This window comes from Escherichia sp. WS1152, from assembly GCF_046487665.1.
Lineage (GTDB): Bacteria > Pseudomonadota > Gammaproteobacteria > Enterobacterales > Enterobacteriaceae > Escherichia > Escherichia coli.
The window spans coordinates 1-22,294 of the sequence record NZ_JBJQJA010000010.1 but is presented as its reverse complement, the minus strand read 5'-3'; the positions used below and the strand labels follow the sequence as shown (position 1 = coordinate 22,294).

At 51.0% G+C, this 22,294-nt stretch carries 17 protein-coding genes and 2 pseudogenes; 6 read left to right on the top strand and 13 right to left on the bottom strand.

The window, feature by feature from the left end:
* Positions 1 to 1,668, bottom strand: coding sequence for an acyl-CoA synthetase FdrA (locus ACJHW7_RS16225; protein ID WP_021556569.1), 1,668 nt, complete (start codon positions 1,666 to 1,668; stop codon positions 1 to 3).
* 316 nt (positions 1,669 to 1,984) lie between these two features.
* Here ACJHW7_RS16225 and allD point away from each other — a divergent pair, with 316 nt between their 5' ends.
* From allD to allE, 3 genes are read left to right on the top strand one after another with little or no spacing between them, the layout of a single operon-like run.
* Positions 1,985 to 3,034, top strand: a complete 1,050-nt coding sequence (gene allD, locus ACJHW7_RS16220) for an ureidoglycolate dehydrogenase (protein ID WP_000703914.1) — start codon at positions 1,985 to 1,987, stop codon at positions 3,032 to 3,034.
* Between the two features lie 21 nt (positions 3,035 to 3,055).
* Positions 3,056 to 4,291 (top strand): allantoate deiminase, encoded by a 1,236-nt coding sequence (allC, locus tag ACJHW7_RS16215; protein ID WP_021556568.1) that lies wholly within the window; start codon positions 3,056 to 3,058, stop codon positions 4,289 to 4,291.
* Positions 4,292 to 4,301: 10 nt separating this feature from the next.
* Positions 4,302 to 5,087 carry a (S)-ureidoglycine aminohydrolase gene (gene allE / locus ACJHW7_RS16210; RefSeq protein ID WP_000540950.1) on the top strand — a complete coding sequence of 262 codons (786 nt, stop codon included), beginning with the start codon at positions 4,302 to 4,304 and terminating at the stop codon, positions 5,085 to 5,087.
* A 227-nt stretch (positions 5,088 to 5,314) separates the two neighbouring features.
* Here allE and glxK read toward each other — a convergent pair whose 3' ends face one another.
* The 9 genes from glxK to allA form a co-directional block, all read right to left on the bottom strand.
* Positions 5,315 to 6,460, bottom strand: coding sequence for a glycerate 3-kinase (glxK, locus tag ACJHW7_RS16205; RefSeq protein WP_021556567.1), 1,146 nt, complete (start codon positions 6,458 to 6,460; stop codon positions 5,315 to 5,317).
* 21 nt (positions 6,461 to 6,481) lie between these two features.
* Positions 6,482 to 7,783, bottom strand: a complete 1,302-nt coding sequence (locus tag ACJHW7_RS16200) for a uracil/xanthine transporter (RefSeq protein ID WP_021556566.1) — start codon at positions 7,781 to 7,783, stop codon at positions 6,482 to 6,484.
* A 56-nt stretch (positions 7,784 to 7,839) separates the two neighbouring features.
* Positions 7,840 to 9,201: an allantoinase AllB gene (gene allB / locus ACJHW7_RS16195; protein ID WP_000006887.1), complete on the bottom strand. Its 1,362-nt coding sequence runs from the start codon at positions 9,199 to 9,201 to the stop codon at positions 7,840 to 7,842.
* 59 nt (positions 9,202 to 9,260) lie between these two features.
* Entirely contained in the window at positions 9,261 to 10,715 is a 1,455-nt protein-coding gene (locus ACJHW7_RS16190; protein WP_000401142.1) for an allantoin transporter, read from the bottom strand.
* A 168-nt stretch (positions 10,716 to 10,883) separates the two neighbouring features.
* Positions 10,884 to 11,762: a 2-hydroxy-3-oxopropionate reductase gene (gene glxR, locus ACJHW7_RS16185; RefSeq protein ID WP_000765822.1), complete on the bottom strand. Its 879-nt coding sequence runs from the start codon at positions 11,760 to 11,762 to the stop codon at positions 10,884 to 10,886.
* Positions 11,763 to 11,861: 99 nt separating this feature from the next.
* Positions 11,862 to 12,638, bottom strand: coding sequence for a hydroxypyruvate isomerase (hyi, locus tag ACJHW7_RS16180; protein ID WP_000943564.1), 777 nt, complete (start codon positions 12,636 to 12,638; stop codon positions 11,862 to 11,864).
* Positions 12,639 to 12,650: 12 nt separating this feature from the next.
* The gene (gcl, locus tag ACJHW7_RS16175) at positions 12,651 to 14,432 is read right to left on the bottom strand and encodes a glyoxylate carboligase (protein ID WP_001096881.1); all 1,782 of its coding nucleotides are present in this window, start codon (positions 14,430 to 14,432) and stop codon (positions 12,651 to 12,653) included.
* Between the two features lie 89 nt (positions 14,433 to 14,521).
* On the bottom strand, positions 14,522 to 15,337 hold the full coding sequence (gene allR, locus ACJHW7_RS16170; protein ID WP_000141271.1) for an HTH-type transcriptional repressor AllR: 816 nt from the start codon (positions 15,335 to 15,337) through the stop codon (positions 14,522 to 14,524).
* 77 nt (positions 15,338 to 15,414) lie between these two features.
* The gene (allA, locus tag ACJHW7_RS16165; protein ID WP_000776388.1) at positions 15,415 to 15,897 is read right to left on the bottom strand and encodes an ureidoglycolate lyase; all 483 of its coding nucleotides are present in this window, start codon (positions 15,895 to 15,897) and stop codon (positions 15,415 to 15,417) included.
* A gap of 229 nt (positions 15,898 to 16,126) precedes the next feature.
* Here allA and allS point away from each other — a divergent pair, with 229 nt between their 5' ends.
* The 3 genes and pseudogenes from allS to ACJHW7_RS16150 form a co-directional block, all read left to right on the top strand.
* Positions 16,127 to 17,053: an HTH-type transcriptional activator AllS gene (allS, locus tag ACJHW7_RS16160; protein ID WP_000460154.1), complete on the top strand. Its 927-nt coding sequence runs from the start codon at positions 16,127 to 16,129 to the stop codon at positions 17,051 to 17,053.
* A gap of 68 nt (positions 17,054 to 17,121) precedes the next feature.
* Positions 17,122 to 18,216 (top strand): tRNA 2-selenouridine(34) synthase MnmH, encoded by a 1,095-nt coding sequence (mnmH, locus tag ACJHW7_RS16155; RefSeq protein ID WP_001157988.1) that lies wholly within the window; start codon positions 17,122 to 17,124, stop codon positions 18,214 to 18,216.
* A gap of 115 nt (positions 18,217 to 18,331) precedes the next feature.
* Positions 18,332 to 18,697, top strand: a pseudogene (locus tag ACJHW7_RS16150) (helix-turn-helix domain-containing protein); the annotation flags it as partial.
* Between the two features lie 58 nt (positions 18,698 to 18,755).
* On the opposite strand, the pseudogene ACJHW7_RS16145 reads toward ACJHW7_RS16150, so the two are convergent.
* The 3 genes and pseudogenes from ACJHW7_RS16145 to ACJHW7_RS16135 all read right to left on the bottom strand — a co-directional run.
* Positions 18,756 to 18,851: pseudogene (locus tag ACJHW7_RS16145) on the bottom strand (hypothetical protein); the annotation flags it as partial.
* 366 nt (positions 18,852 to 19,217) lie between these two features.
* Entirely contained in the window at positions 19,218 to 19,709 is a 492-nt protein-coding gene (locus ACJHW7_RS16140; protein ID WP_072847846.1) for a hypothetical protein, read from the bottom strand.
* On the bottom strand, positions 19,690 to 22,294 hold a 2,605-nt coding region (locus ACJHW7_RS16135), incomplete at its 5' end, for an RHS repeat-associated core domain-containing protein (protein ID WP_410233566.1). The genes ACJHW7_RS16135 and ACJHW7_RS16140, both read right to left, overlap by 20 nt.

The window sequence follows — 22,294 nt, the reverse complement described above, 5'->3', positions numbered from 1 at the left end:
TTATTGCAAACGTTCTAATAAACGAGCCAGTTTTTTATTGCCGCCGGCGACTGGCGACCATTGGTAATGCACAACCGGTTTGCTGGCGCTTTGTAGCTCCAGCGCAAAACTGCGTAATCCGATGTTAATCACGGCGACGTTTTCCAGTAATGACGGTGTGTGTTGCTGTGCGGCAGGCGAGAGCGGATGAATTAACGCTGCCGCCAGCAAGGTGGCTTCCGGTAGCGAACTCACGACCGCAATCCCCGCATCTTCCAGCGTGGCGATTTGCTGCGAGCGGCATTGCGGGTCACGTTCGGTACCTGTCACCGTGGCAATGGCGTACAGCGGTTGGCTGTCTGAACGCGCGGCACAGGCTTTTTGCCAGGCGCTCACCAGCGAGGCGGCAGGATCGGCGGTCGCGCCGAAGCCAATCACGACATCAAGTAGCAATACGCGCACTGACAGTTTAGCGCCGAGATCGGCAATTAACTGGTTGCGTAAGGTTGGGTCGATCATCGGATGGGGACGCCCGACGGTGTAGAAATCATCGCCAAGGTCAATAATCTGGTGACCATCGGCGTCGAGCATCATGCCGTGATGATGGGCATCATCGGCTTCCACGCCAAGGTGTCCGGCAAGTAATCCCGCCGCTTCGGCAGCCAGCGTACCGCCGGTATACAAACCGCAAATAAATCCGCTGCTGACAGGTGCTATTGCGTTACGTCGCGCCGTGACGCGTGAAAGCAGGCAAGCCAGGCGTGCGGCCTCATCCAGCGAGGAGGCAAACCAGACATTCTCGTCGCGGGCCACCGCCGGGGTATAACCTAAAAACAGCGCCACCGTCGGTTTGCCGGTTGCTTTCATGGCATTAACAATTTTCAGACGCACCGCTTCGGCAGGTGGTTTTGAAACAAATGCCAGCACTTCGCTTTTCTCGTCTGCACTGAGCATTTCCAGCGCCGTCAGCGCACTGATGCCGCCCACTTCACGGCTGAGGTCGCGGCCGCCAAGGCCAATCGCGTGAGTAATTCCCTCCCCTGCCAGCGCAATCTGCGAGCACAGCTCCTGAATCCCGGTACCGGAAGCGCCAATGACGCCAATATTGCCTTCCGGCATCACGTTAGCAAAAGCCAGCGGCGTGGCGGCAATCATCGACGTACCGCAGTCCGGCCCCATCACCAGCAAGCCTTTTTCTCGCGCGCGGGTTTTAAGTTGGATTTCATCTTCCAGCGTGACGTTATCGGAGAACATCATCACGTTGAGGTTGCGATCCAGCGCCTGATTCGCCAGCTCCGCCGCATACTCGCCAGCCACTGAAATCAGCGCCAGATTGGCATCGGGTAATTTCTGACAGGCACTGTCCCAGCGACGCACCTGCGTCAAGGACTGGCTGCTGCCTGCCCCCTGCGCCAGTTGTTTTAGCGCCTCTTCAAGCTGCTGCATAATCGCCTGCGCGATCCCCGCATCCGCCGCTTCGCTACGAATTGCCACGCAAATATCGTTCGGCGTGGCGTTATTAAAATCGTCATGCCAGAAACCTGTGGTATCTAATAACGCTTTATTGGCGGGCGTACCCATCATTACGGAAACATCATCAACATTTTCTGATTCGCTGAGTTTTCGTGAAATAATCATTAAACTGACCGAATCCTGAAAACACCCTTTTTTAATAAAGGCGTGGATCATAACAACTCCTTAAAAATTGCACCCATGGCAATTGCACGAGCAGTGTTAATGTGGCGATTACGGTATCGATGACAACGGGTAAATAAGGTGATGAATATCACACAGGGATTATTAACAAAAGAATTCAAATAACCGCCATGCTATTACGTGTTATTTTTTAATAAGCGTGGTTGTTTTAAAAACCAGGTTAAAAGCGAGCGGATTATCAAATAAATTCTAACTATATTTTTTTGCCTGTCTGGATCACATAATCCAGATATTTTCCCTGTATGTTAATTGCAGTCATGCTTCACACCGTCGTTAAAAAGGAAGACAGATGAAAATCAGTCGGGAAACACTCCACCAGCTAATTGAGAATAAACTCTGCCAGGCTGGGTTAAAACGTGAGCACGCTGCAACCGTGGCTGAAGTATTGGTTTACGCCGATGCCAGAGGGATCCACTCTCATGGCGCGGTGCGCGTGGAATACTACGCGGAACGCATTTCAAAAGGCGGCACCAACCGCGAACCGGAGTTTCGTCTTGAGGAAACCGGGCCGTGCTCGGCAATTTTACATGCCGACAATGCCGCCGGACAGGTCGCGGCGAAAATGGGTATGGAACATGCCATCAAAACCGCCCAGCAAAATGGCGTTGCGGTGGTCGGTATCAGCCGGATGGGTCACAGCGGCGCAATCTCTTATTTTGTGCAGCAGGCAGCCCGCGCCGGATTAATTGGCATTTCGATGTGTCAGTCCGATCCAATGGTGGTGCCGTTTGGCGGCGCGGAAATTTACTACGGTACTAACCCACTGGCCTTTGCCGCGCCGGGAGAAGGCGACGAGATCCTTACCTTTGATATGGCGACTACCGTACAGGCATGGGGAAAAGTGCTCGACGCCCGCTCGCGTAATATGTCTATCCCGGATACCTGGGCGGTCGATAAAAACGGTGCACCAACAACCGATCCGTTCGCGGTACATGCTCTGCTCCCCGCAGCCGGGCCGAAAGGGTATGGCCTGATGATGATGATTGACGTCCTCTCAGGCGTCTTACTCGGCTTACCGTTCGGGCGACAGGTTAGTTCGATGTATGACGATTTACACGCCGGGCGTAATTTGGGGCAATTACATGTAGTTATTAACCCGAACTTTTTCTCCTCCAGCGAATTATTCCGTCAACATCTTAGCCAGACCATGCGCGAATTAAATGCCATTACCCCCGCGCCCGGTTTTAATCAGGTTTATTATCCCGGACAGGATCAGGATATTAAACAACGCCAAGCCGCCGTCGAAGGCATCGAAATTGTTGATGATATTTACCAGTATTTAATTTCCGACGCGCTTTATAACACGTCATACGAAACGAAAAATCCCTTTGCGCAATAATTATTGAGACAGGACTTTCTTATGATTACACATTTTCGTCAAGCCATAGAAGAAGCGCTGCCCTGGCTTTCCTCTTTTGGCGCTGACCCAGCGGGTGGGATGACCCGTTTACTTTATTCGCCGGAATGGCTGGAAACCCAGCAGCAATTTAAAAAAAGAATGGCCGCAAGTGGGCTGGAAACACGTTTCGATGAAGTGGGGAATTTATACGGTCGCCTGAGTGGCACCGAATATCCACAGGAAGTGATTCTGAGCGGTTCGCATATCGATACCGTGGTTAACGGCGGTAACCTCGACGGGCAATTCGGCGCGCTGGCGGCGTGGCTGGCAATTGACTGGCTGAAAACTCAATACGGCGCACCGCTGCGTACGGTTGAAGTGGTGGCGATGGCGGAAGAAGAAGGCAGCCGCTTCCCGTATGTTTTCTGGGGCAGTAAAAATATCTTTGGGCTGGCGAATCCTGACGACGTGCGGAATATCTGTGATGCCAAAGGAAATAGTTTTGTCGATGCGATGAAGGCTTGCGGATTTACTCTGCCGGACGCCCCGCTAACTCCGCGTCAGGATATTAAAGCCTTTGTCGAACTGCATATCGAACAGGGCTGTGTGCTGGAAAGTAATGGGCAATCAATTGGCGTGGTGAATGCAATTGTCGGGCAACGTCGCTATACGGTGACGCTGAACGGCGAATCAAACCATGCAGGCACCACGCCGATGGGTTATCGTCGTGATACGGTTTACGCTTTCAGTCGCATTTGCCATCAGTCGATCGAAAAAGCGAAAAAGATGGGCGACCCGCTGGTGCTGACCTTTGGTAAGGTGGAGCCGCGCCCGAATACGGTGAATGTGGTGCCGGGTAAAACCACATTCACCATTGATTGTCGTCATACCGACGCCGCCGTGCTGCGCGATTTCACTCAGCAGTTAGAAAACGACATGCGGGCGATTTGCGATGAAATGGACATTGGTATTGATATCAATTTATGGATGGACGAAGAACCCGTGCCGATGAATAAGGACCTGGTCGCCACCCTGACAGAATTGTGTGAAAGTGAAAAACTGAATTACCGGGTGATGCACAGTGGTGCCGGGCACGACGCGCAGATTTTCGCGCCTCACGTGCCGACCTGCATGATTTTCATTCCCAGCATCAACGGGATCAGCCATAACCCGGCGGAACGCACCAATATTACCGACCTTGCCGAAGGGGTCAAAACGTTGGCACTCATGCTTTATCAACTTGCCTGGCAGAAATAAGGAGTCATAAATGGGATATTTAAATAACGTCACCGGTTACCGCGATGATTTACTGGCTAACCGTGCGATTGTGAAACACGGTAATTTCGCACTGTTAACACCAGACGGTCTGGTAAAAAATATTATTCCGGGCTTTGAAAATTGTGACGCGACAATCCTCTCTACGCCAAAGCTGGGTGCCTCTTTTGTTGATTATCTGGTCACACTGCATCAAAACGGTGGCAACCAACAGGGCTTCGGTGGCGAAGGCATTGAAACGTTCCTGTATGTGATCTCTGGAAATATCACTGCCAAAGCCGAAGGCAAAACATTTGCCTTAAGCGAAGGTGGCTATCTTTATTGCCCGCCAGGCTCCTTAATGACGTTTGTTAACGCCCAGGCCAAAGACAGCCAAATCTTTTTATATAAGCGCCGCTATGTTCCGGTAGAAGGCCATGCACCGTGGCTGGTTTCTGGCAATGCCAGCGAACTGGAACGCATTCATTATGAAGGCATGGATGATGTGATCCTGCTGGATTTTCTGCCCAAAGAGTTAGGTTTTGATATGAACATGCATATCCTCTCTTTTGCACCAGGTGCCAGCCATGGTTATATCGAAACACACGTTCAGGAACACGGTGCCTATATTCTTTCCGGTCAGGGGGTTTATAACCTCGACAATAACTGGATCCCGGTGAAAAAAGGCGATTACATCTTTATGGGCGCTTATTCTTTACAGGCTGGTTATGGCGTAGGGCGTGGTGAAGCGTTCAGCTATATTTACTCGAAAGATTGCAACCGCGACGTAGAGATTTAAGTCATACCACTCGCCTGATTATTTTTAGCTATGTTGGATTTTGCCACGGTTTATACCGTGGCTTTTTTTGTAACATTGCCTGATGCGCTTCGCTTATCAGGCCTACATGATCTCTGCAATATATAGAATTTGCGCGATTTTCAGGAAGGATATAGTGCTCATGCAGCATCCGGCATGAGCACTGCGCTCTTATACGAAATAAATCGCATCCGCTTTAAAGGTAAGGGTCAGTTTTTAATTCCCTGACCTATTTTAATGGCGCAGGCAATATTTCGCGCGCTGTTGAAGAGATTGGTTTCACCGCTGGCGAGCACTTCGGCTAAAGGTGCCAGACGAGGCAAAATGCTGAATACCGCGTCAATGCCGTACTGGTGCACCACTTCCACGCCATCACCCAATACGCCAGCAATCCCAATCACCGGTACATTAAACTGCTTCGCCACCGACGCAACGCCCAGCGGCGCTTTACCGCCTGCCGTTTGCGAGTCAATGCGCCCTTCCCCGGTGATCACCAGTGCTGCCCCCTGCACCGCCTGCTCCAGGTTGACCGCACGCAGTACAATCTCAATACCCGGTTTAATATCCGCATTGAGAAATACCGCCGCCGCAATACCCATACCGCCCGCAGCGCCGCCGCCCGCCATCTGACAGACATTAATTTCAGTTTGCTGTTGTAAAACACGGGCGTAATTTTGCAGCCCCTGTTCCAGCTCTTCGACCATTTCCGGCGTTGCCCCTTTTTGCGGGCCAAACACCGCCGCCGCGCCGCGTGCCCCTACCAGCGGGTTATCAACGTCACATGCTACTTCAATATGGCAATTCGCCAGACGCGGATCGCATTCATCCATCTCAATGCTTGCCACGCGCGCTAAATTACCACCGTTTGCCGCCAGCGCCTGACCGTCGGCATCAAGGAAACGCACACCGAGCGCCTGCGCCATGCCCATACCGCCGTCGACCGTCGCACTGCCGCCAATGCCGAGAATAATATGGCGAATGCCGTTATCCAGCGCATGACGAATTAACTCCCCCGTACCAAAACTGGAGGCCAGCAACGGATTACGCTTTTCAGGCGCGACCAGCATCAGGCCACTTGCTGCCGCCATCTCAATCACCGCCGTTTTCCCGTCGCCGGTAAGGCCATAAAAAGCATTCACTTTTTCGCCCATCGGCCCGCAGACTTCAAGCGTCACGATGTTGCCGCCCGTCGCGGCGACCATCGCATCCACCGTCCCTTCGCCGCCATCCGCTATCGGCAAACAGATATAGTTCACATCGGGAAAGAGGGTCGAAAACCCGGCTTTAATTGCCTGACAACATTTTTCTGCACTTAAGCTCTCTTTAAAAGAGTCTGGCGCAATGACAATCTTCATTATCAATCCTTTTTCAACAAATTATTCGATGCGTTCCCACGGAATAAGGTTATCCATAAGAACAGCCAGTAAAATCCCGACCAATAAGCCGTTACTGAGCAGAGGACGAAGCGTTAATGGAAGGTCTTGCAGATACACAGGCGGTAATGCCATTAAAAATATGCCGACAAATAACGGCAATGCGAGTCGATAAATGTTGCGAGCGGTAAACGTTATTTGCTGGCTAAACACCAGCGCGGAAAAGAGTAAAGGCAGATAAGAAACCAGCATGACCGCACTACTCACGGGTAAAGGGATACTGCAAAACAGTCGCGTGAGTGCAGGAACCAGCGCCACCAGCAGGCAAATAACGCTGCCATAAATAAACGAACGCCGCGTGTAATCGCCAGTCTGGGTTAATAAACCAATGGATGAAACAAACGGTGAAAATGGAATTACCGCCAGCGGTACGGTTATCAGCGTCATAAATCCGGTCGCCACAAAGCTACGACGATAACGCGTATTCCCCGCGCCCTGCTGCGGATAAAAAACATCCGTGCCCCGAATCGCACCGTAGGTATTGCTGATATTCACCAGACCTGTAATCACCGCCGTCAGAATAATCCCCGGAGACAAAGCACCGCCACTGCCGAGCGGGAACCACTGCCAGTACAACTCACCGGAGAGCGAATGCGAAGAAGGAAAGCAAAAGTACCACAACAACCAGCCGGTTATCGTACCGACCAGCAGGCCATAACGGGCAAAACGTTGCGGCAGAAAGATAATCATCGCCAGTACCAGGCACATCACCGCCACCGAGAGCGCGAACGGCGGTAACTGAATTTTAAAATTTGGGTCGGCTATGCCAAACGGCAGCCCGAGCATACCTTTGAAAAAGATAGTGGTCAGCTGCGCGCCCAGCATCAACATAAACAAGACCATCACCGACGGCGTAAATAACCGCGCCAGGCGATGACCTAATCCGCTAAAACCAATCAACATCGTCAGCACGCCGGAGAGTGCAATCCCCACCGCCAGGCTGGTGGCGATATCGTTGATCGGTGTCCCGCGCGATGCTTCGCCAAGGGTGATAGTTAGGATGGTTCCCCACCACAGGCCCCCCGGCCCTTCCATAATAGCGCGACGATGGCCACAGAACGCCTGAGCGAAGCAGGCCAGTGCGGTAGCAAGAAAAGCATATTGCGTGAGCGTAAGCAGGCTACTTTGCGGCAACTGAAAAGCAGAAAGTAGCGTAGGAGGAACCACAACCGTGTTGCAAAAAATAAAGAAAAACCACTGAAATCCTGATAACAGGCTTTCGCGGCTGACTGCAAAATTGAACATAAACACACCTTAACCGGAGAATGCCCGCCGCAAGGACGGGCATTGCAGGGGCCAGATTACTGCTGATGTTTAAGGATAAATTGACCTTTCGGCGCAACAGGGAAGCCCTGTTCAATGTCGTAAATCACATCACCACGTAAGATGGTTTTCGTGATACGCGCGCCAATGGTACGGCCAACATACGGGCTGACTTTGTGGCGATATTCCAGATCGTCATTGGTAAGAACATAGCTGCTATTCGGCTGAATGAAGACGAAGTCGGCATCTTTTCCTGGGGCGATACGGCCTTTTTGCTGCAGACCGAAAATATCTGCTGCGTTAGTCGCCATTAATTTGCCGAACATTGGCAGAGACATTCCGCGTTTCTGTACCGCTTCATCGAACATCACGTCCATACAGTTTTGCAGACCGGCAATACCGCCCCATGCTTCCATGATGTTGCCGGCTTTCATTTCCGGAGGGCATGGTGAGTGGTCGGAAACCAGGCAGTCGATTTCACCGTTAAACAGTTTTTCCCACATGCCTTTCTGGTTTTCCAGATCGCGGATCGGCGGTGAACACTTCGCCAGAGTACCGATTTCTTCGAACTGATCGGTATCCAGTACAAAGTAATGCGGGCAGGATTCACAAGTAACGTCCTGACCTTCCTGACGTGCACGAGTCACTTCTTCAACGCCTTCCGGGCTGCTGATATGGCAAACGTGCAGACGGCAACCGGCAACTTTCGCCAGATACAGCACGCGGCGAATCGCTTCCACTTCGGTAAATACCGGACGCGAAGCCACATAGTCATGGGCAGTTACGCGACCTTCACGTTTCGCTTCTTCGCCCAGTGCGTCACAGATCAGCGCGTTTTCGCAGTGCACCAGCACCGGCTGCCCCAGTTCGCCCAGCTTCTGCGCACCTTTGAAGAACTGCCAGTCGTTTACATCACGGAAGTCGTTGTCGATACCGCGATCGCCACAGGTCGCAACGAAGCATTTGAAGCCGACAACGCCCACTTCATCCAGCTCATGCAGACGGTCGATGTTGTAAGACACCAGGCCACCGAGTTGTGCCGCATCGATAGTCAGCTTGCCTTTAGCGGCATCGAACTTCAGTTCAATTGAAGCGCGGTCAACCGTTGCAGGCAGCTGGTTGAGCGGCATTTCGATCATGGTGGTGATACCACCTTTTGCCGCTGCGCGAGTACCGGTTTCATAACCTTCCCAGTGGCTACGACCCGGTTCAGAAATATGGGTGTGCGCATCAACCATGCCCGGCGAAACCACCAGACCAGACGCATCCATAACTTCTTTTGCATCGCCCAGATCCTGACCGATAGCAGCAATTTTGCCGCCTTTAACGGCGATATCTACAACGCGAGCTTCGTTTTCTAAAATAACGGTGCCGTTTTTAATGATTAAATCAAAAGACATAACAAACTCCTTGTAAAATACAGATTGGTTTTTAACTCAATGTTCAATATCGGGATTAATTAACCTATGGTTTTTTGCTCTCCTGTTTTTTCTGCTGTTGTACGTTTCTTTAATAAGGCGTAGGCCGCAAAGGCGACGATGACGCCGACAAACCATGAAACACGCGATAACGGTTCCATTAAGGGAATAAACTTACCGCCAAGAGATAAAATAACGGCCACCAGAGTTACTGAAAACGCGGTGAGGTTAAAACCGTTATCGTAATATTTATAATCGCCAGGTGCGGTGTACAGTTCATCAAGATTAATTTGCCCACGCATCACCACAAAATAATGCGCCATCATGACACCAATTACCGGCCCCAGCATTCCGCCGATAATATCGAGGAACAGATAAATACTGTCCTGATTTTCCATTAATTTCCACGGGCAGATCAGCAGACTGATAATACTGGCAATCAGTACGCCGTTTTTATAGGTCAGTTTTGTCGGTGCAATGGCAGCAATCTGATAACCGGCCGGAATAATATTACCGGTGGCGTTAGTGGAGATAGTCGTCATCAGAATAACCAGTACCGCAAAGAACGAGGCGAACAAGCTGTCCCAACGCTGAACAATATCCAGCACGTTCCAGGTGTCAGCGCCGTAATGAATACTGGCTCCGGCAATAATACATACCCCCGCGACCGCAAACAGAATATAGGCCACAACTAAACCCAGCGTTTGCCCCAGCGCTTGCTCACGAAACGAGTGGGCGTTTTGCGTAAAGTCGGATGCGCTCACCGCCGGTGCCGCCCAGACCGCAACTACCGCGTTAATCACCACCAGGAACAAGAATCCACTGTTTTCTGCTTTCTGAATACCGCTCGGAATGTAGTCAAAGATTGGACCGAGCCCGACCAGCGAAATCGCCCAAATCGCCATACCGCCGAAAACGATATAGATGCACGGGTTAAGAATGGCAGTGAATTTATTTAAAACTTTGCCACCGCCAAAACCTATACCAACGTTGACCAGCCAGAAGAGTAAGAAAGTAATTAAGCCCGGTAGAGAAAGGCCTAACAGAGTGAAATCACCACCGAGAGTCAAAAATCCCGGCCAGATTTTGCCAATCAGAATCAAGCAGGCCAGTGACCCTGCGTAACATTGCAGGCCAAACCACATAATGGCAGCAATACCGCCTCTTAATAATCCGGGAAACAGTGCGCCACGTACGCCGTAAGAAGCACGCAGGATCATGGCAAACGGTACGCCGTATTTACTGCCCGCAGCACCGTTTAATACCATTACCGCGGCAATGAAAAAGGCGCTGAGGATAATTGCCAGCATAATACTAAAGGTAGACAAGCCGAGAATAAAAAAGCCGCCGACCATCACATAATTGGGAACGTTATGAACCGAACCCATCCATAAGGTAAAATAGTTAAATGTTTTCCAGGTCCGCTGGCTTTGCGTTTTCGGCAATAGATCTTCGCTATAGCCGCGTTGCTGGAATAGTTTTCTCTGATGTTCCATAAATCCCTCTTAATTTCACGTATCGAATAACGTTGTTTTAATCTAGCTATGAGGAACAAATAAAATAAAAATATTATTTTTAATACTGAAGCAACATCTTTGGCTGCTTTCTTTTTTAATATTGCTGGCCGATTCATTTTCTGATATCGGCCATTTTTATTGCGGGTATCAGGCCAGTTTATGATTCGCCATTAATTCCAGCGCCTGCACTAACGCAGAGTGATCCAACTGGCTGCCACCGTTTGCCGCACAGGTATTAAATAACTCCTGGCAGGTCGCGGTGTTTGGCAGGTTCAGCGCCAGTGCCTTCGCACTTTGCAGTGCCAGGTTGAGATCTTTCTGGTGCAGCGCAATTTTGAAACCTGGATTAAAGGTGCGTTTAATCATACGCTCGCCATGAACTTCCAGAATACGTGAGGAAGCAAAGCCGCCCATCAGCGCCTGGCGCACACGTACCGGGTCCGCACCGGCTTTTGAAGCAAATAGCAGGGCTTCAGAAACCGCTTCAATATTGAGCGCCACGATAATCTGATTTGCCACTTTGCAGGTTTGACCGTCGCCGTTACCGCCCACGAGGGTGATATTTTTACCGAGCAATTCAAACAGCGGTTTAACACGTTCAAATACCGCTTCGTCGCCGCCAACCATAATCGACAACGTCCCTTCACGCGCGCCGATTTCACCGCCGGAGACTGGCGCATCGAGATAATCACCACCCAGTTCATTCACCTGACGAGCGAAACGTTTAGTTTCAATCGGTGAAATGGAGCTCATATCAACAATGGTTTTGCCCTTCAGCGAGGCTTTGGTACAACCATTTTCACCAAACAGAACTTCTTCAACCTGAGGTGTGTCCGGCACCATAATAAAAATGATGTCCGCTGCTTCCGTTACCTGGCGCGCGGTGTCGACATTAACAGCACCGAGTGACAGTAATTCATCAGCAACCGGTCCAATGGTCGTGACATGCAGTTGATGACCGGCACGCGCCAGATTAATGGCCATCGGTGTACCCATAATGCCTAAGCCAATAAATCCCAGTTTCATAATTAACCTCTTTTAAATTTTGCTTTTCCTGGATTCAGACAACACGATCCCCTGCCAACTTAGCGGCCTAAAAAAGCATTGCCTGAACAGCGTTACGTTTTAACGGTACGGATCCATCCAGCGTAAACCGGCTTCCGTGGTGGTTTGGGGTTTATATTCACAACCAACCCAACCGTTGTAGTCAGAATTTTCGATTACCTTAAAGAGATAATCATAATTAATTTCTCCGGTCCCCGGTTCGCCGCGATGCGGATTATCGGCAATTTGCAGGTGACCAATTTTATCGGCCCACTGAGTCATGGTGTTGGTTAATTCACCTTCCATCCGCTGCATGTGATAAATGTCATACTGAATTTTCAAATTGCAGCAACCAACATCATCAATCAATTTCAGCGCCTGCCGAGTTCCGGTGAGATGGAAACCAGGAATATCAAAATGGTTAATAGGTTCAATCAGTAATAAAATATCTTCTTTCATCAGCATATTCGCGGCATAACGCAGGTTTTCTACAAGCGTTGCGTGAATCTGTTCACTGCTGAAACCAGTCGGCGTTTTACCGACCAGACAGTTAATTTTTTTATTACCCAGCGCACGAGCATAACGAATCGCTGCTGCTACGCCATCCCGAAACTCTTCTTCACGGCCAGGAATACAGGCAATACCCCGCTCGCCCGCCGCCCAGTCACCTGCCGGTAAATTGTGCAGCGTATGTTCGAGTTTATTACTCGCCAGTACCTGTTTTAATTCTTCAATGTCGTAGTCATAAGGAAACATAAATTCAACGCCGCGAAAACCACACTGCGCAGCTTTCTCAAAACGGGCGAGAAAATCATATTCACCAAATAACATCGATAAATTAGCAGAGAAACGTAACATTATTTATCTCCCTTATTCATAGTGCATGAAGCAGGTTTCAGTCGGTGCATCCGCTGCGTTATCGGCGATATCTTCAAATTCCATGACGTTATCCAGTTCGCTGCCCATCGAAATATTTGTCACACGCTCGAGAATAACTTCCACGACTACCGGTACCCGATATTGCGCCATTAAGGCTTTCGCCTGTTCAAAGGCCGGTGCAATATCTTCCGGTTTGAAGACGCGAATAGCTTTACAACCTAAACCTTCCGCTACTTTTACGTGGTCGACGCCGTAACCGTTCACTTCGCTGGAGTTGATATTCTCGAAAGCGAGTTGCACGCAGTAGTCCATGTCAAAGGCGCGTTGTGACTGACGAATCAGACCGAGATAGGCGTTGTTAACCAGCACATGGATGTACGGAATGTTGAACTGCGCGCCAACGGCTAACTCTTCAATCAGGAACTGGAAGTCGAAGTCACCGGAAATCGCCACCACATTGCGTTTCGGATCAGCGGCACAAACCCCCAGCGCCGCCGGAATCGTCCAGCCTAACGGACCAGCCTGACCACAGTTGATCCAGTGGCGGTCTTTAAAGACATGCAGCATTTGTGCCGCAGCGATTTGTGACAGACCAATGGTGGTGACATAACAAACATCGCGACCAAAGGCTTTGTTCATCTCTTCATACACGCGCTGCGGTTTCACCGGCACGTTGTCGAAGTGGGTTTTGCGCAGCAAAGTGCGTTTGCGCTGCTGGCAGTCGGCGACCCATTCTTTACGACACGGCAGACGACCCGCTTTTTGCATCTCCTGCGCCACTTCAACCAGCAGTGTCAGCGCCGCTTTAGCATCAGAGACAATGCCGAGATCCGGACACAGCACGCGGCCAATTTGCGTCGGCTCAATATCGATATGAACGATTTTGCGCCCTTCGGTGTATTTCTCTACCGAACCGGTATGACGGTTAGCAAAACGGTTACCGATACCAAACACCATGTCGGACGCCAGCAGCGTTGCGTTACCGTAACGATGCGCGGTTTGCAGACCGACCATCCCGGCCATCAGTTCATGATCGTCCGGGATACAGCCCCAGCCCATCAGCGTTGGGATCACCGGAACGCTGGTCAGTTCAGCAAACTGTTGTAACAGTGCAGCTGCGTCAGCATTGATTACCCCGCCCCCGGCAACAATCACCGGACGTTCGGCCTGGATTAACATTTCTACAGCTTTTTCGATCTGCATACGGCTGGCAGCAGGTTTGTAGACCGGCAGCGGTTCGTACATGTCAGGATCAAACTCGATTTCCGCAACCTGAACGTCGAACGGTAAATCCACCAGTACCGGACCCGGACGACCAGAACGCATCAGGTGAAATGCCTGTTGCAGCACGCGAGGCACCAGCGCCGCTTCACGAACTGTAACCGCCATTTTGCTGACCGGTTTAGCAATTGCTTCAATATCTACGGCCTGAAAATCTTCTTTATGCAGACGGGCGCGCGGAGCCTGGCCGGTAATGCACAGAATAGGAATGGAATCAGCAGAAGCAGAATAGAGCGCGGTGATCATGTCCGTGCCCGCAGGACCGGAAGTCCCCAGACATACGCCGATATTCCCTGCCGTTGCGCGGGTATAACCTTCCGCCATGTGCGAAGCACCTTCCACATGACGCGCCAGAATGTGACGAATACCGCCGTGCTTACGCATCGCTGAGTAGAACGGATTGATTGCAGCTCCCGGAACACCGAAGGCGGTGGTGATACCTTCTTTCTCCAGCACATACATTGCCGCGTCAACGGCTCTCATTTTTGCCATTTTATTCCTACCTCTATTTATTGGAAAATTTTTCCAACTTTCAAATTTTGTCAAAAAAACCCGCTCCGCAGAGCGGGATGCGACAGACATTATGGATGTGCTTTCAGTCCCAACGCCGTGCTGATATCGCGGGCGGTGTCTCTGACCAGCTCACCCTGACTGACAAAACGGTCTTCTGTCAGTCTTGATGAAGGCCCGGAGATGGAGATAGCGGCAACAACGCTACCTACATCATCGTAAATTGCTGAAGCTATGCAATTCAGACCTACAACATGCTCTTCTTTATCTACGGTATAGCCCAGTTCACGCGCTTGTTCCAGGTCCTTCAGCAAGGTGGGCATATCCACAAACGTAGTTGGCGTAAACTGCTGCAAACCGGTTTGCAGAATGATGCTCATCAACTCCTCTTCCGCCAGCGGATAAAGCAGCGCTTTGCCCGCACCGGAAGCATGCAGTGGCAGACGACTGCCCAGTGGCGCACACATCCTGACCATCGATTTACACTCTAACTGACCAATTAATACCGCTTCATTGCCGTTACGGATCGCGACATTGACCGTTTCGCCGGAAAGTAACATCAGGCGGCGCATAAACGGCCCGGCGACGGAGAGGACATCGCGGTTATGGATGTACGCTGCACCGACGTTAAAGACACCTAATCCTATATGCCACCAGCCTAACTGACTGTCCTGATAGACAAAATCCGCTGCCTGTAAAACCTTCAGCAAGCGAAAGGTCGTGGAGAGCGGCAAATCCAGATTGAGAGAAATATCGCTAACCGACGAACTTCCCCCACTTTTTTCCAGATATTGCAGAATCGCAATTCCCCGCTCTAATGCCTGTGCGCCCTTCTGTGCCACAGGCTCCGCCTGTCCTGGCCTGCCGCGCCGTCTAACTTCCGTCATACCTACGTTAACTCCGACCTACAAGTGAGCATAAACAATGAACAATTAGTTTATCTTATGCAAGTCGGTTGCAGGCGTCACGCAAAACAGAGTTCCTGTTCAGGAATACTTTCAACATCACAGTTGTCACTGCCGCCGCGATCGATGGTCAGAAAATCGGTGACGCGCTGCCAGGCGAAAAGTGGGTGATGCCAGACGTTACGATGGTAATTCACTCCCTGTTCGCCGTTGGTAATAAACGCCCGCAGGGTTGACAGGTCTGGTTTGTCGTCACCTAACGCCACGACCACCACAAACACCTCACCTTTCATCGGGATAAAGGCCTGAGTACCCAGCGGATGACGTTCGAGTTCGTGAATGGTCAGCGGCAGATTCGCCGGTTGCGCGCGGTTAATGCTGATAAGCGTACGGTCTTGCTCAAGAATCTCAACCAGCGCCAAATCGTGGTAACGCTCCACCAGGCCATTGTTAATATGGAAAAAATCCCGTTGCTGCGTTTCGATTACGTCGCCATAAGCACTAAAGGCTTCCTGACTTAACGGTAATACCTGAAGTTTCATCTTTTTGTCCTTGTAACATAATTCCGTTCAACCAGCGCCGACCGGTCAGCTTGGTTTCAATAACAGGCAATCTAAAACCTTAAGAGAACAACATCAATACAAAAGTTGGAATATTTTTCCAAAACTAGATTTAGTCCACAAATTGAACAGGGTTATCATGTAAAAATACTGATAAATCAGAGGATAAGAAAATCACGCAACTTGCGGATTTAAAAGGGGATACCTGAAGATGTTCGATCCAGAAACCTTGCGGACTTTCATTGCGGTTGCTGAAACAGGAAGTTTTTCAAAAGCGGCAGAACGATTATGTAAAACCACGGCGACGATCAGTTATCGCATTAAACTTCTGGAAGAGAATACCGGAGTAGCGCTGTTTTTCCGTACGACTCGCAGCGTGACGTTGACAGCGGCTGGCGAGCATCTACTTTCCCAGGCCAGAGACTGGCTGAGCTGGCTGGAAAGTATGCCAAGCGAGCTGCAACAGGTGAATGATGGCGTGGAACGCCAGGTGAATATTGTCATCAACAACCTGCTCTACACCCCCCAGGCCGTCGCCCAGTTGCTGGCGTGGCTGAATGAACGTTACCCCTTTACCCAGTTTCACATCTCCCGACAAATCTATATGGGCGTCTGGGACTCGCTATTGTACGAAGGTTTTGCGCTGGCTATCGGCGTCACGGGAACTGAGGCGCTGGCAAATACCTTTAGTCTTGATCCCTTAGGATCGGTGCAATGGCGATTTGTCATGGCGGCGGATCATCCGCTGGCGAACGTTGAAGAGCCGCTAACAGAAGCGCAGTTGCGGCGCTTTCCGGCGGTCAATATTGAAGACAGCGCCCGCACCTTAACCAAACGCGTCGCCTGGCGATTGCCAGGGCAAAAAGAGATTATTGTTCCCGATATGGAAACGAAAATCGCCGCCCATCTGGCGGGCGTTGGCATTGGTTTTTTGCCAAAATCACTTTGCCAGTCAATGATCGATAATCAACAACTGGTCAGCCGGGTAATCCCAACGATGCGCCCTCCTTCGCCATTGAGTCTGGCATGGCGCAAATTTGGCAGCGGCAAAGCGGTAGAAGATATTGTGACCTTGTTTACCCAGCGCAGGCCGGAAATCAGCGGATTTTTAGAAATTTTCGGCAACCCACGCAGTTAAAAATCAAGTTTCCTTGCGCGTTGGCGCGTAAAATAGCGCGCAAGCTGATTTGAGGTTCACTTTTAACTATGCAAGAGAGACACACGGAACAGGACTATCGTGCCCTGCTGATTGCTGATACGCCCATTATTGATGTTCGCGCCCCTATCGAGTTTGAGCAAGGCGCAATGCCCGCCGCTATCAATCTGCCGTTAATGAATAACGATGAACGCGCCGCCGTTGGCACCTGCTATAAACAGCAAGGGTCAGACGCGGCGCTGGCATTGGGACATAAACTGGTGGCGGGTGAAATTCGTCAGCAGCGCATGGACGCCTGGCGGGCAGCGTGCCTGCAAAATCCGCAAGGTATTCTCTGCTGCGCCCGTGGCGGTCAGCGCTCACATATTGTGCAAAGCTGGTTGCATGCAGCGGGGATTGATTATCCGCTGGTGGAAGGCGGTTATAAGGCACTGCGCCAGACCGCGATTCAGGCGACCATTGAACTGGCACAAAAACCGATAGTGCTGATTGGCGGTTGTACCGGCAGCGGTAAAACGCTGTTAGTGCAGCAACAGCCGAACGGTGTTGATCTGGAAGGGTTGGCGCGTCATCGCGGTTCGGCGTTTGGTCGCACGTTACAACCACAACTTAGCCAGGCGAGTTTTGAAAACCTGCTGGCTGCCGAAATGCTAAAAACCGACGCCCGTCAGAATTTGCGCCTGTGGGTGCTGGAAGACGAAAGCCGGATGATCGGTTCGAATCACCTGCCGGAATGCCTGCGCGAGCGAATGACTCAGGCGGCGATTGCGGTGGTAGAAGATCCGTTTGAGATCCGTCTTGAGCGCCTGAACGAAGAGTATTTCTTGCGTATGCATCATGATTTTACCCACGCGTACGGCGACGAACAGGGCTGGCAGGAGTATTGCGAATACCTGCATCACGGACTTTCGGCTATTAAGCGTCGGCTGGGGCTACAGCGATATAACGAACTGGCTGCAAGGCTGGATGCAGCACTGACAACGCAACTCACCACCGGCAGCACCGACGGTCATCTGGCCTGGCTGGTGCCGTTACTTGAAGAATATTACGACCCGATGTATCGCTATCAGCTTGAGAAAAAAGCGGAAAAAGTTGTCTTTCGCGGTGAGTGGGCGGAAGTGGCGGAATGGGTTAAGGCGCGGTAATGAGGGACGTATTTGTATTAGTCGCGACTTGATCTGACACATGGCCTTGAAAGGTTGAGAGTTACCGGTTTTGATATGAGTGTCGAATCCTTATCCAAAACAAGAGGTAACTCTCATGCTTCATACTGCCAATCCCGTCATCAAACACAAAGCCGGTTTGCTCAATCTGGCTGAAGAACTCAGCAACGTATCAAAAGCCTGTAAAATCATGGGCGTTTCGCGTGATACGTTTTATCGTTACCGCGAACTGGTCGCTGAAGGCGGTGTGGATGCGCAGATTAATCGTAGTCGCCGCGCTCCTAACCTTAAGAACCGTACCGATGAGGCAACTGAACAGGCTGTTGTTGATTACGCCGTCGCTTTCCCGACACATGGTCAGCACCGGGCCAGCAACGAGCTGCGTAAACAGGGGGTTTTTATCTCCGACAGTGGTGTCCGTTCTGTCTGGTTACTCCATAACCTTGAGAATCTCAAAAGACGATACTGAACAAATTTTATCAGGTGACGTTCCGTAAAAAGTTGTATGGAGTTCTCGATGCAGTCGGCGCGACTATCAGTACCCCCGCTGAACCCTGGACTATCGGGCCGCCGTACTGGGGCATGTCACCCTGGCGTGCCGCTGGTTTTCCGCTAATGGTTTATTTCCTCTTTCTTTCCCGGCAAGAATTTATTTTAATCCGGAAGGATTATTTATTTTCAGATAGGGACTCACATTAAACACGTAACATTTTAATTAATGCATGGCTGAATATGTATTACACAATGTCAGATATCGTAAAAGACCAGTGCAATTCTATGTAAACTCTCTGACTGTTCATTTTATTTGTTGCTTCAGGGTCGGAACTCACCCTCAATAAACAACTGAATACGAGTAGATATTCATCGTCTGAGCTATATGGCTTTACACAATAGCCGACATGTCTTTTCTCAGTCAGGATTTTTACTTTTCCTCACTACGAAGTTGACGACTTCGATATGGGATAGACTCTTAATTCAAGCAATTACTCTGCACAAGCATCAGGCAATCCAGCTCCAATATTTGTTATAAAATAATGCGTAACATTAATTTCACCAACAAAAAAAAGATTTACGCTATCCCCTTGCCCTGGTATTTTACCATATTTACACCACACTTTTTTTGTATCTGGATCATTCTTTGATACGATTTTCGCCACTTGTTCCCTGGCCCTCACCGTCAATGTTTTCTTAAACCTCCCCCCATCATCGATTGTTAGGGAAAAATAAGAAAAAAAATAATCATCTTCTACATTTGTGGATATTGATATATCCACCGCTACGTGCGGAAAAAAATCTGGGAGCCATGTAAAAACTCCATCATTTTCTGGTATTGCCATATAGTTTATGTAATGCTTACTTACAAGAGATTCATCTTTGTGTAAATAAAGATAAGTAGTCACGCATAAAAAAACAACGATTATAATAGCAAAAATAAATATTACCATCTTTGAGATGTTACTTGAGATAGCCACCATCTTGTAAAGCCTTTATCGTTTTTTTATGCTCTGGATTAATATAATCAATACATCTATTTGAGCAATCTTGTGTTAATGGACATGTCAACCCATGTTCATTTACAGCCAAGTCTTTTTTATTATCTTCAATCATCTCAGAATGGGATAACTTTACTTTTCTGCCGTACATACCGAACATATTTAACCCGTAATCTCTAATCTCTTTTTCATAACCCAGCCCTTTCGCCGATCGGCTAACACCAGCGTCATTTAATTTAGACACTCGACAAAATGCCATACAATGGAAAAATTGATCAGTCCCACCTAAATTTAATCTCTTCATATCATCATAAGTATCAGATAATATATCCCATGCTCTTTGATGGTTTAGTTGTTCTTTTTTTCGCATTAACGCTACATCTGCAGGACTTAACCCTAATGGATCAATACCATTCACCGGATACGCATACAGACTCCATCCCCCCGCCAGCCCAATCGGGTCCTGAGTAATATATCGTCCCAGCAACGGATTGTAGTACCGGTTCCGGTTATAATACAGCCCCGACTCCTCATCATACTGCTGCCCTGGCAGACGGTACGGCTGATACACATGATGCGGGTTCTCCTCATTAAGCTGGTTGCCCCATTCATCATATTCCGCGCTCCACGCCGTATTGCCGTCTTCGCTGATAAGCGCCAGCGGCAGTCCCCGGTGGTCGCAGTGATAAAGATGAGCTTTTCGCGCCGGTGTGTATTCCGGCTCCACCTGTCTGGCCAGTTGCTCCACCGTCAGCCCGCACTGCGCAAGCCACGCCCGGCTTTCACTGCTCACGCGGTCTGCCCGGATTTCTTCCTCCAGTCTGTCCAGCAGCCGCACCAGTTCAGCCGGAAATACCACGCCGTGCCCGTCCTCGCTCCCTTCCTGCTGCAGCTTCTCCGCCAGGCTGCGGCGCTGCGCTTTCTCCCGCTCGCCGTTGTCTGTTTCGATGCGGATGAGCGGCGCGAAGCTCCCCGGCTGATATACCGTCTGGATACGCGTGGTGTCGGTCTGTACCGTCGTCAGCCGGTCGCCGTCCCACCCGTACCACGTCACCTCCGGTTTCCGCGACAGCGACATCCATCCCGTCAGGTCACGCTCGCGACGCCACACCCGTTTCCCTGTCCGGCGACCCAGCGGGTCGTAAAGGTATCGGCTCTCGACCAGCGGCTCCTCATATTGGATACGGATGTAATGGACCAGGCGGTGCAGGCTGTCGTAATGGTAGTGATGGGTGCGCTCGTCGTCCGTCCGTATCACACCCGCCGGGATGCGGTCCGTCTTCTCCGTCAGTCTGCCGTATTCATCGTAGTGGTAAACATAGTGCGCATCCTTCGCGATGCGGTTATCCGGCCACACTGTGAGGGTACTGTCCGGGTGCAGCTCCGGGTCCGGCAGGCGGTTTCCCGCCGGGTCGGTGGCATACGGGATGCGGATGTCCAGGTCCGGTGCGAGGGTACGCACGCTCTCCAGCCTGCCCGTGGCGCTGTAGCCGTATTCCCGCGTCTGTCGCGGGCCGCTGATGCGCACCAGGTCGCCGTTGTCATTCCACCCGTAGTCACGGTCATACACCAGGCTGTTCAGGTGCTGGCTCTGTAACTGGCCTGCGGGGGTGTATGTGCTGGTCAGTTTATATGCGGCATTACTGCCTGCCATGCTGCCAAAGCTGCGCACCGTCTCCCGGTGCATGCGGTCGCGCGTGTACTCCAGCAGCGGCGTGTCGCCAAGCTTCATGCCCGCCAGATAACCGCTGCCGTAGGTCAGCCACTCCACCGGCGGCAGGCTGTCCGGCGTGACGCGGTTTGCCAGCCCCTGTTCGTTGTAGGCGTGTGTTGTCTCATGCTGCCACAGCAGTTCCCCCGTCTCCGGGTTCTCCACCGTCTGCCGTTCGCCGGTCAGGCGGCCCTTATCGTCGTAGCCGTAGTGGACAGCGACACGGTGGCCTTCGCTCAGGTGGCTGATGTCTGTCAGCCAGCCGTGGTCATCATACTGCCACTGCTCTGCCGGTTCGCCGTTCACCGTGCGGTGAGTGATACGGTCCGATTCATCGTAGTACCAGAGGGTGACAAGCCCCTCATCTTCACTCTGCGTGAGTTTTCCGGTCAGGTCATAATGATAACGCTGCGTCCGCCCGTCAAAGCCGCCCTGCTGTACCAACCGGTCCAGCGCATCGTAGCTGAAGTCGCTGTGGCTGCCGTTCTCGTTAGTCAGACTGATGACACGTCCGGCAGCATCGTACTCCATACTGCGCGTCAGCCCGCCCTGCGTGGTGCTGACCGCCTTTCCCCACGCATCGTACTGTGTCTCGCTCCGGTTGCCGTCCGGGGTGATAACGGCAGTCAGGTCGCCTGCGGCGTTGTACTCATACTGCGTTTCACGGCCCTGTGCGTCTTTCACCGAGGTTAACCGGCCACGGTTGTCATAGTGGCGGTAAAGGCTGATACCTTCCTCGCGGTGAACCGCCGTCATCTGGCCGAAGCGGTCGTATTCATAGCGGGTCTGGTAGCCCGAGCAGTCGGTGAACGCCAGCAACTGACCGTAGCGGCTCCACGTCATCTGCCGGGTGCTG

Excerpts from the sequence above, each read along its gene's own strand:
- ACJHW7_RS16225 (WP_021556569.1), bottom strand. The coding sequence starts at position 1,668 with ATGATCCACGCCTTTATTAAAAAAGGGTGTTTTCAGGATTCGGTCAGT.
- allD (WP_000703914.1), top strand. The coding sequence starts at position 1,985 with ATGAAAATCAGTCGGGAAACACTCCACCAGCTAATTGAGAATAAACTC.
- allC (WP_021556568.1), top strand. The coding sequence starts at position 3,056 with ATGATTACACATTTTCGTCAAGCCATAGAAGAAGCGCTGCCCTGGCTT.
- allE (WP_000540950.1), top strand. The coding sequence starts at position 4,302 with ATGGGATATTTAAATAACGTCACCGGTTACCGCGATGATTTACTGGCT.
- glxK (WP_021556567.1), bottom strand. The coding sequence starts at position 6,460 with ATGAAGATTGTCATTGCGCCAGACTCTTTTAAAGAGAGCTTAAGTGCA.
- ACJHW7_RS16200 (WP_021556566.1), bottom strand. The coding sequence starts at position 7,783 with ATGTTCAATTTTGCAGTCAGCCGCGAAAGCCTGTTATCAGGATTTCAG.
- allB (WP_000006887.1), bottom strand. The coding sequence starts at position 9,201 with ATGTCTTTTGATTTAATCATTAAAAACGGCACCGTTATTTTAGAAAAC.
- ACJHW7_RS16190 (WP_000401142.1), bottom strand. The coding sequence starts at position 10,715 with ATGGAACATCAGAGAAAACTATTCCAGCAACGCGGCTATAGCGAAGAT.
- glxR (WP_000765822.1), bottom strand. The coding sequence starts at position 11,762 with ATGAAACTGGGATTTATTGGCTTAGGCATTATGGGTACACCGATGGCC.
- hyi (WP_000943564.1), bottom strand. The coding sequence starts at position 12,638 with ATGTTACGTTTCTCTGCTAATTTATCGATGTTATTTGGTGAATATGAT.
- gcl (WP_001096881.1), bottom strand. The coding sequence starts at position 14,432 with ATGGCAAAAATGAGAGCCGTTGACGCGGCAATGTATGTGCTGGAGAAA.
- allR (WP_000141271.1), bottom strand. The coding sequence starts at position 15,337 with ATGACGGAAGTTAGACGGCGCGGCAGGCCAGGACAGGCGGAGCCTGTG.
- allA (WP_000776388.1), bottom strand. The coding sequence starts at position 15,897 with ATGAAACTTCAGGTATTACCGTTAAGTCAGGAAGCCTTTAGTGCTTAT.
- allS (WP_000460154.1), top strand. The coding sequence starts at position 16,127 with ATGTTCGATCCAGAAACCTTGCGGACTTTCATTGCGGTTGCTGAAACA.
- mnmH (WP_001157988.1), top strand. The coding sequence starts at position 17,122 with ATGCAAGAGAGACACACGGAACAGGACTATCGTGCCCTGCTGATTGCT.
- ACJHW7_RS16140 (WP_072847846.1), bottom strand. The coding sequence starts at position 19,709 with ATGGTGGCTATCTCAAGTAACATCTCAAAGATGGTAATATTTATTTTT.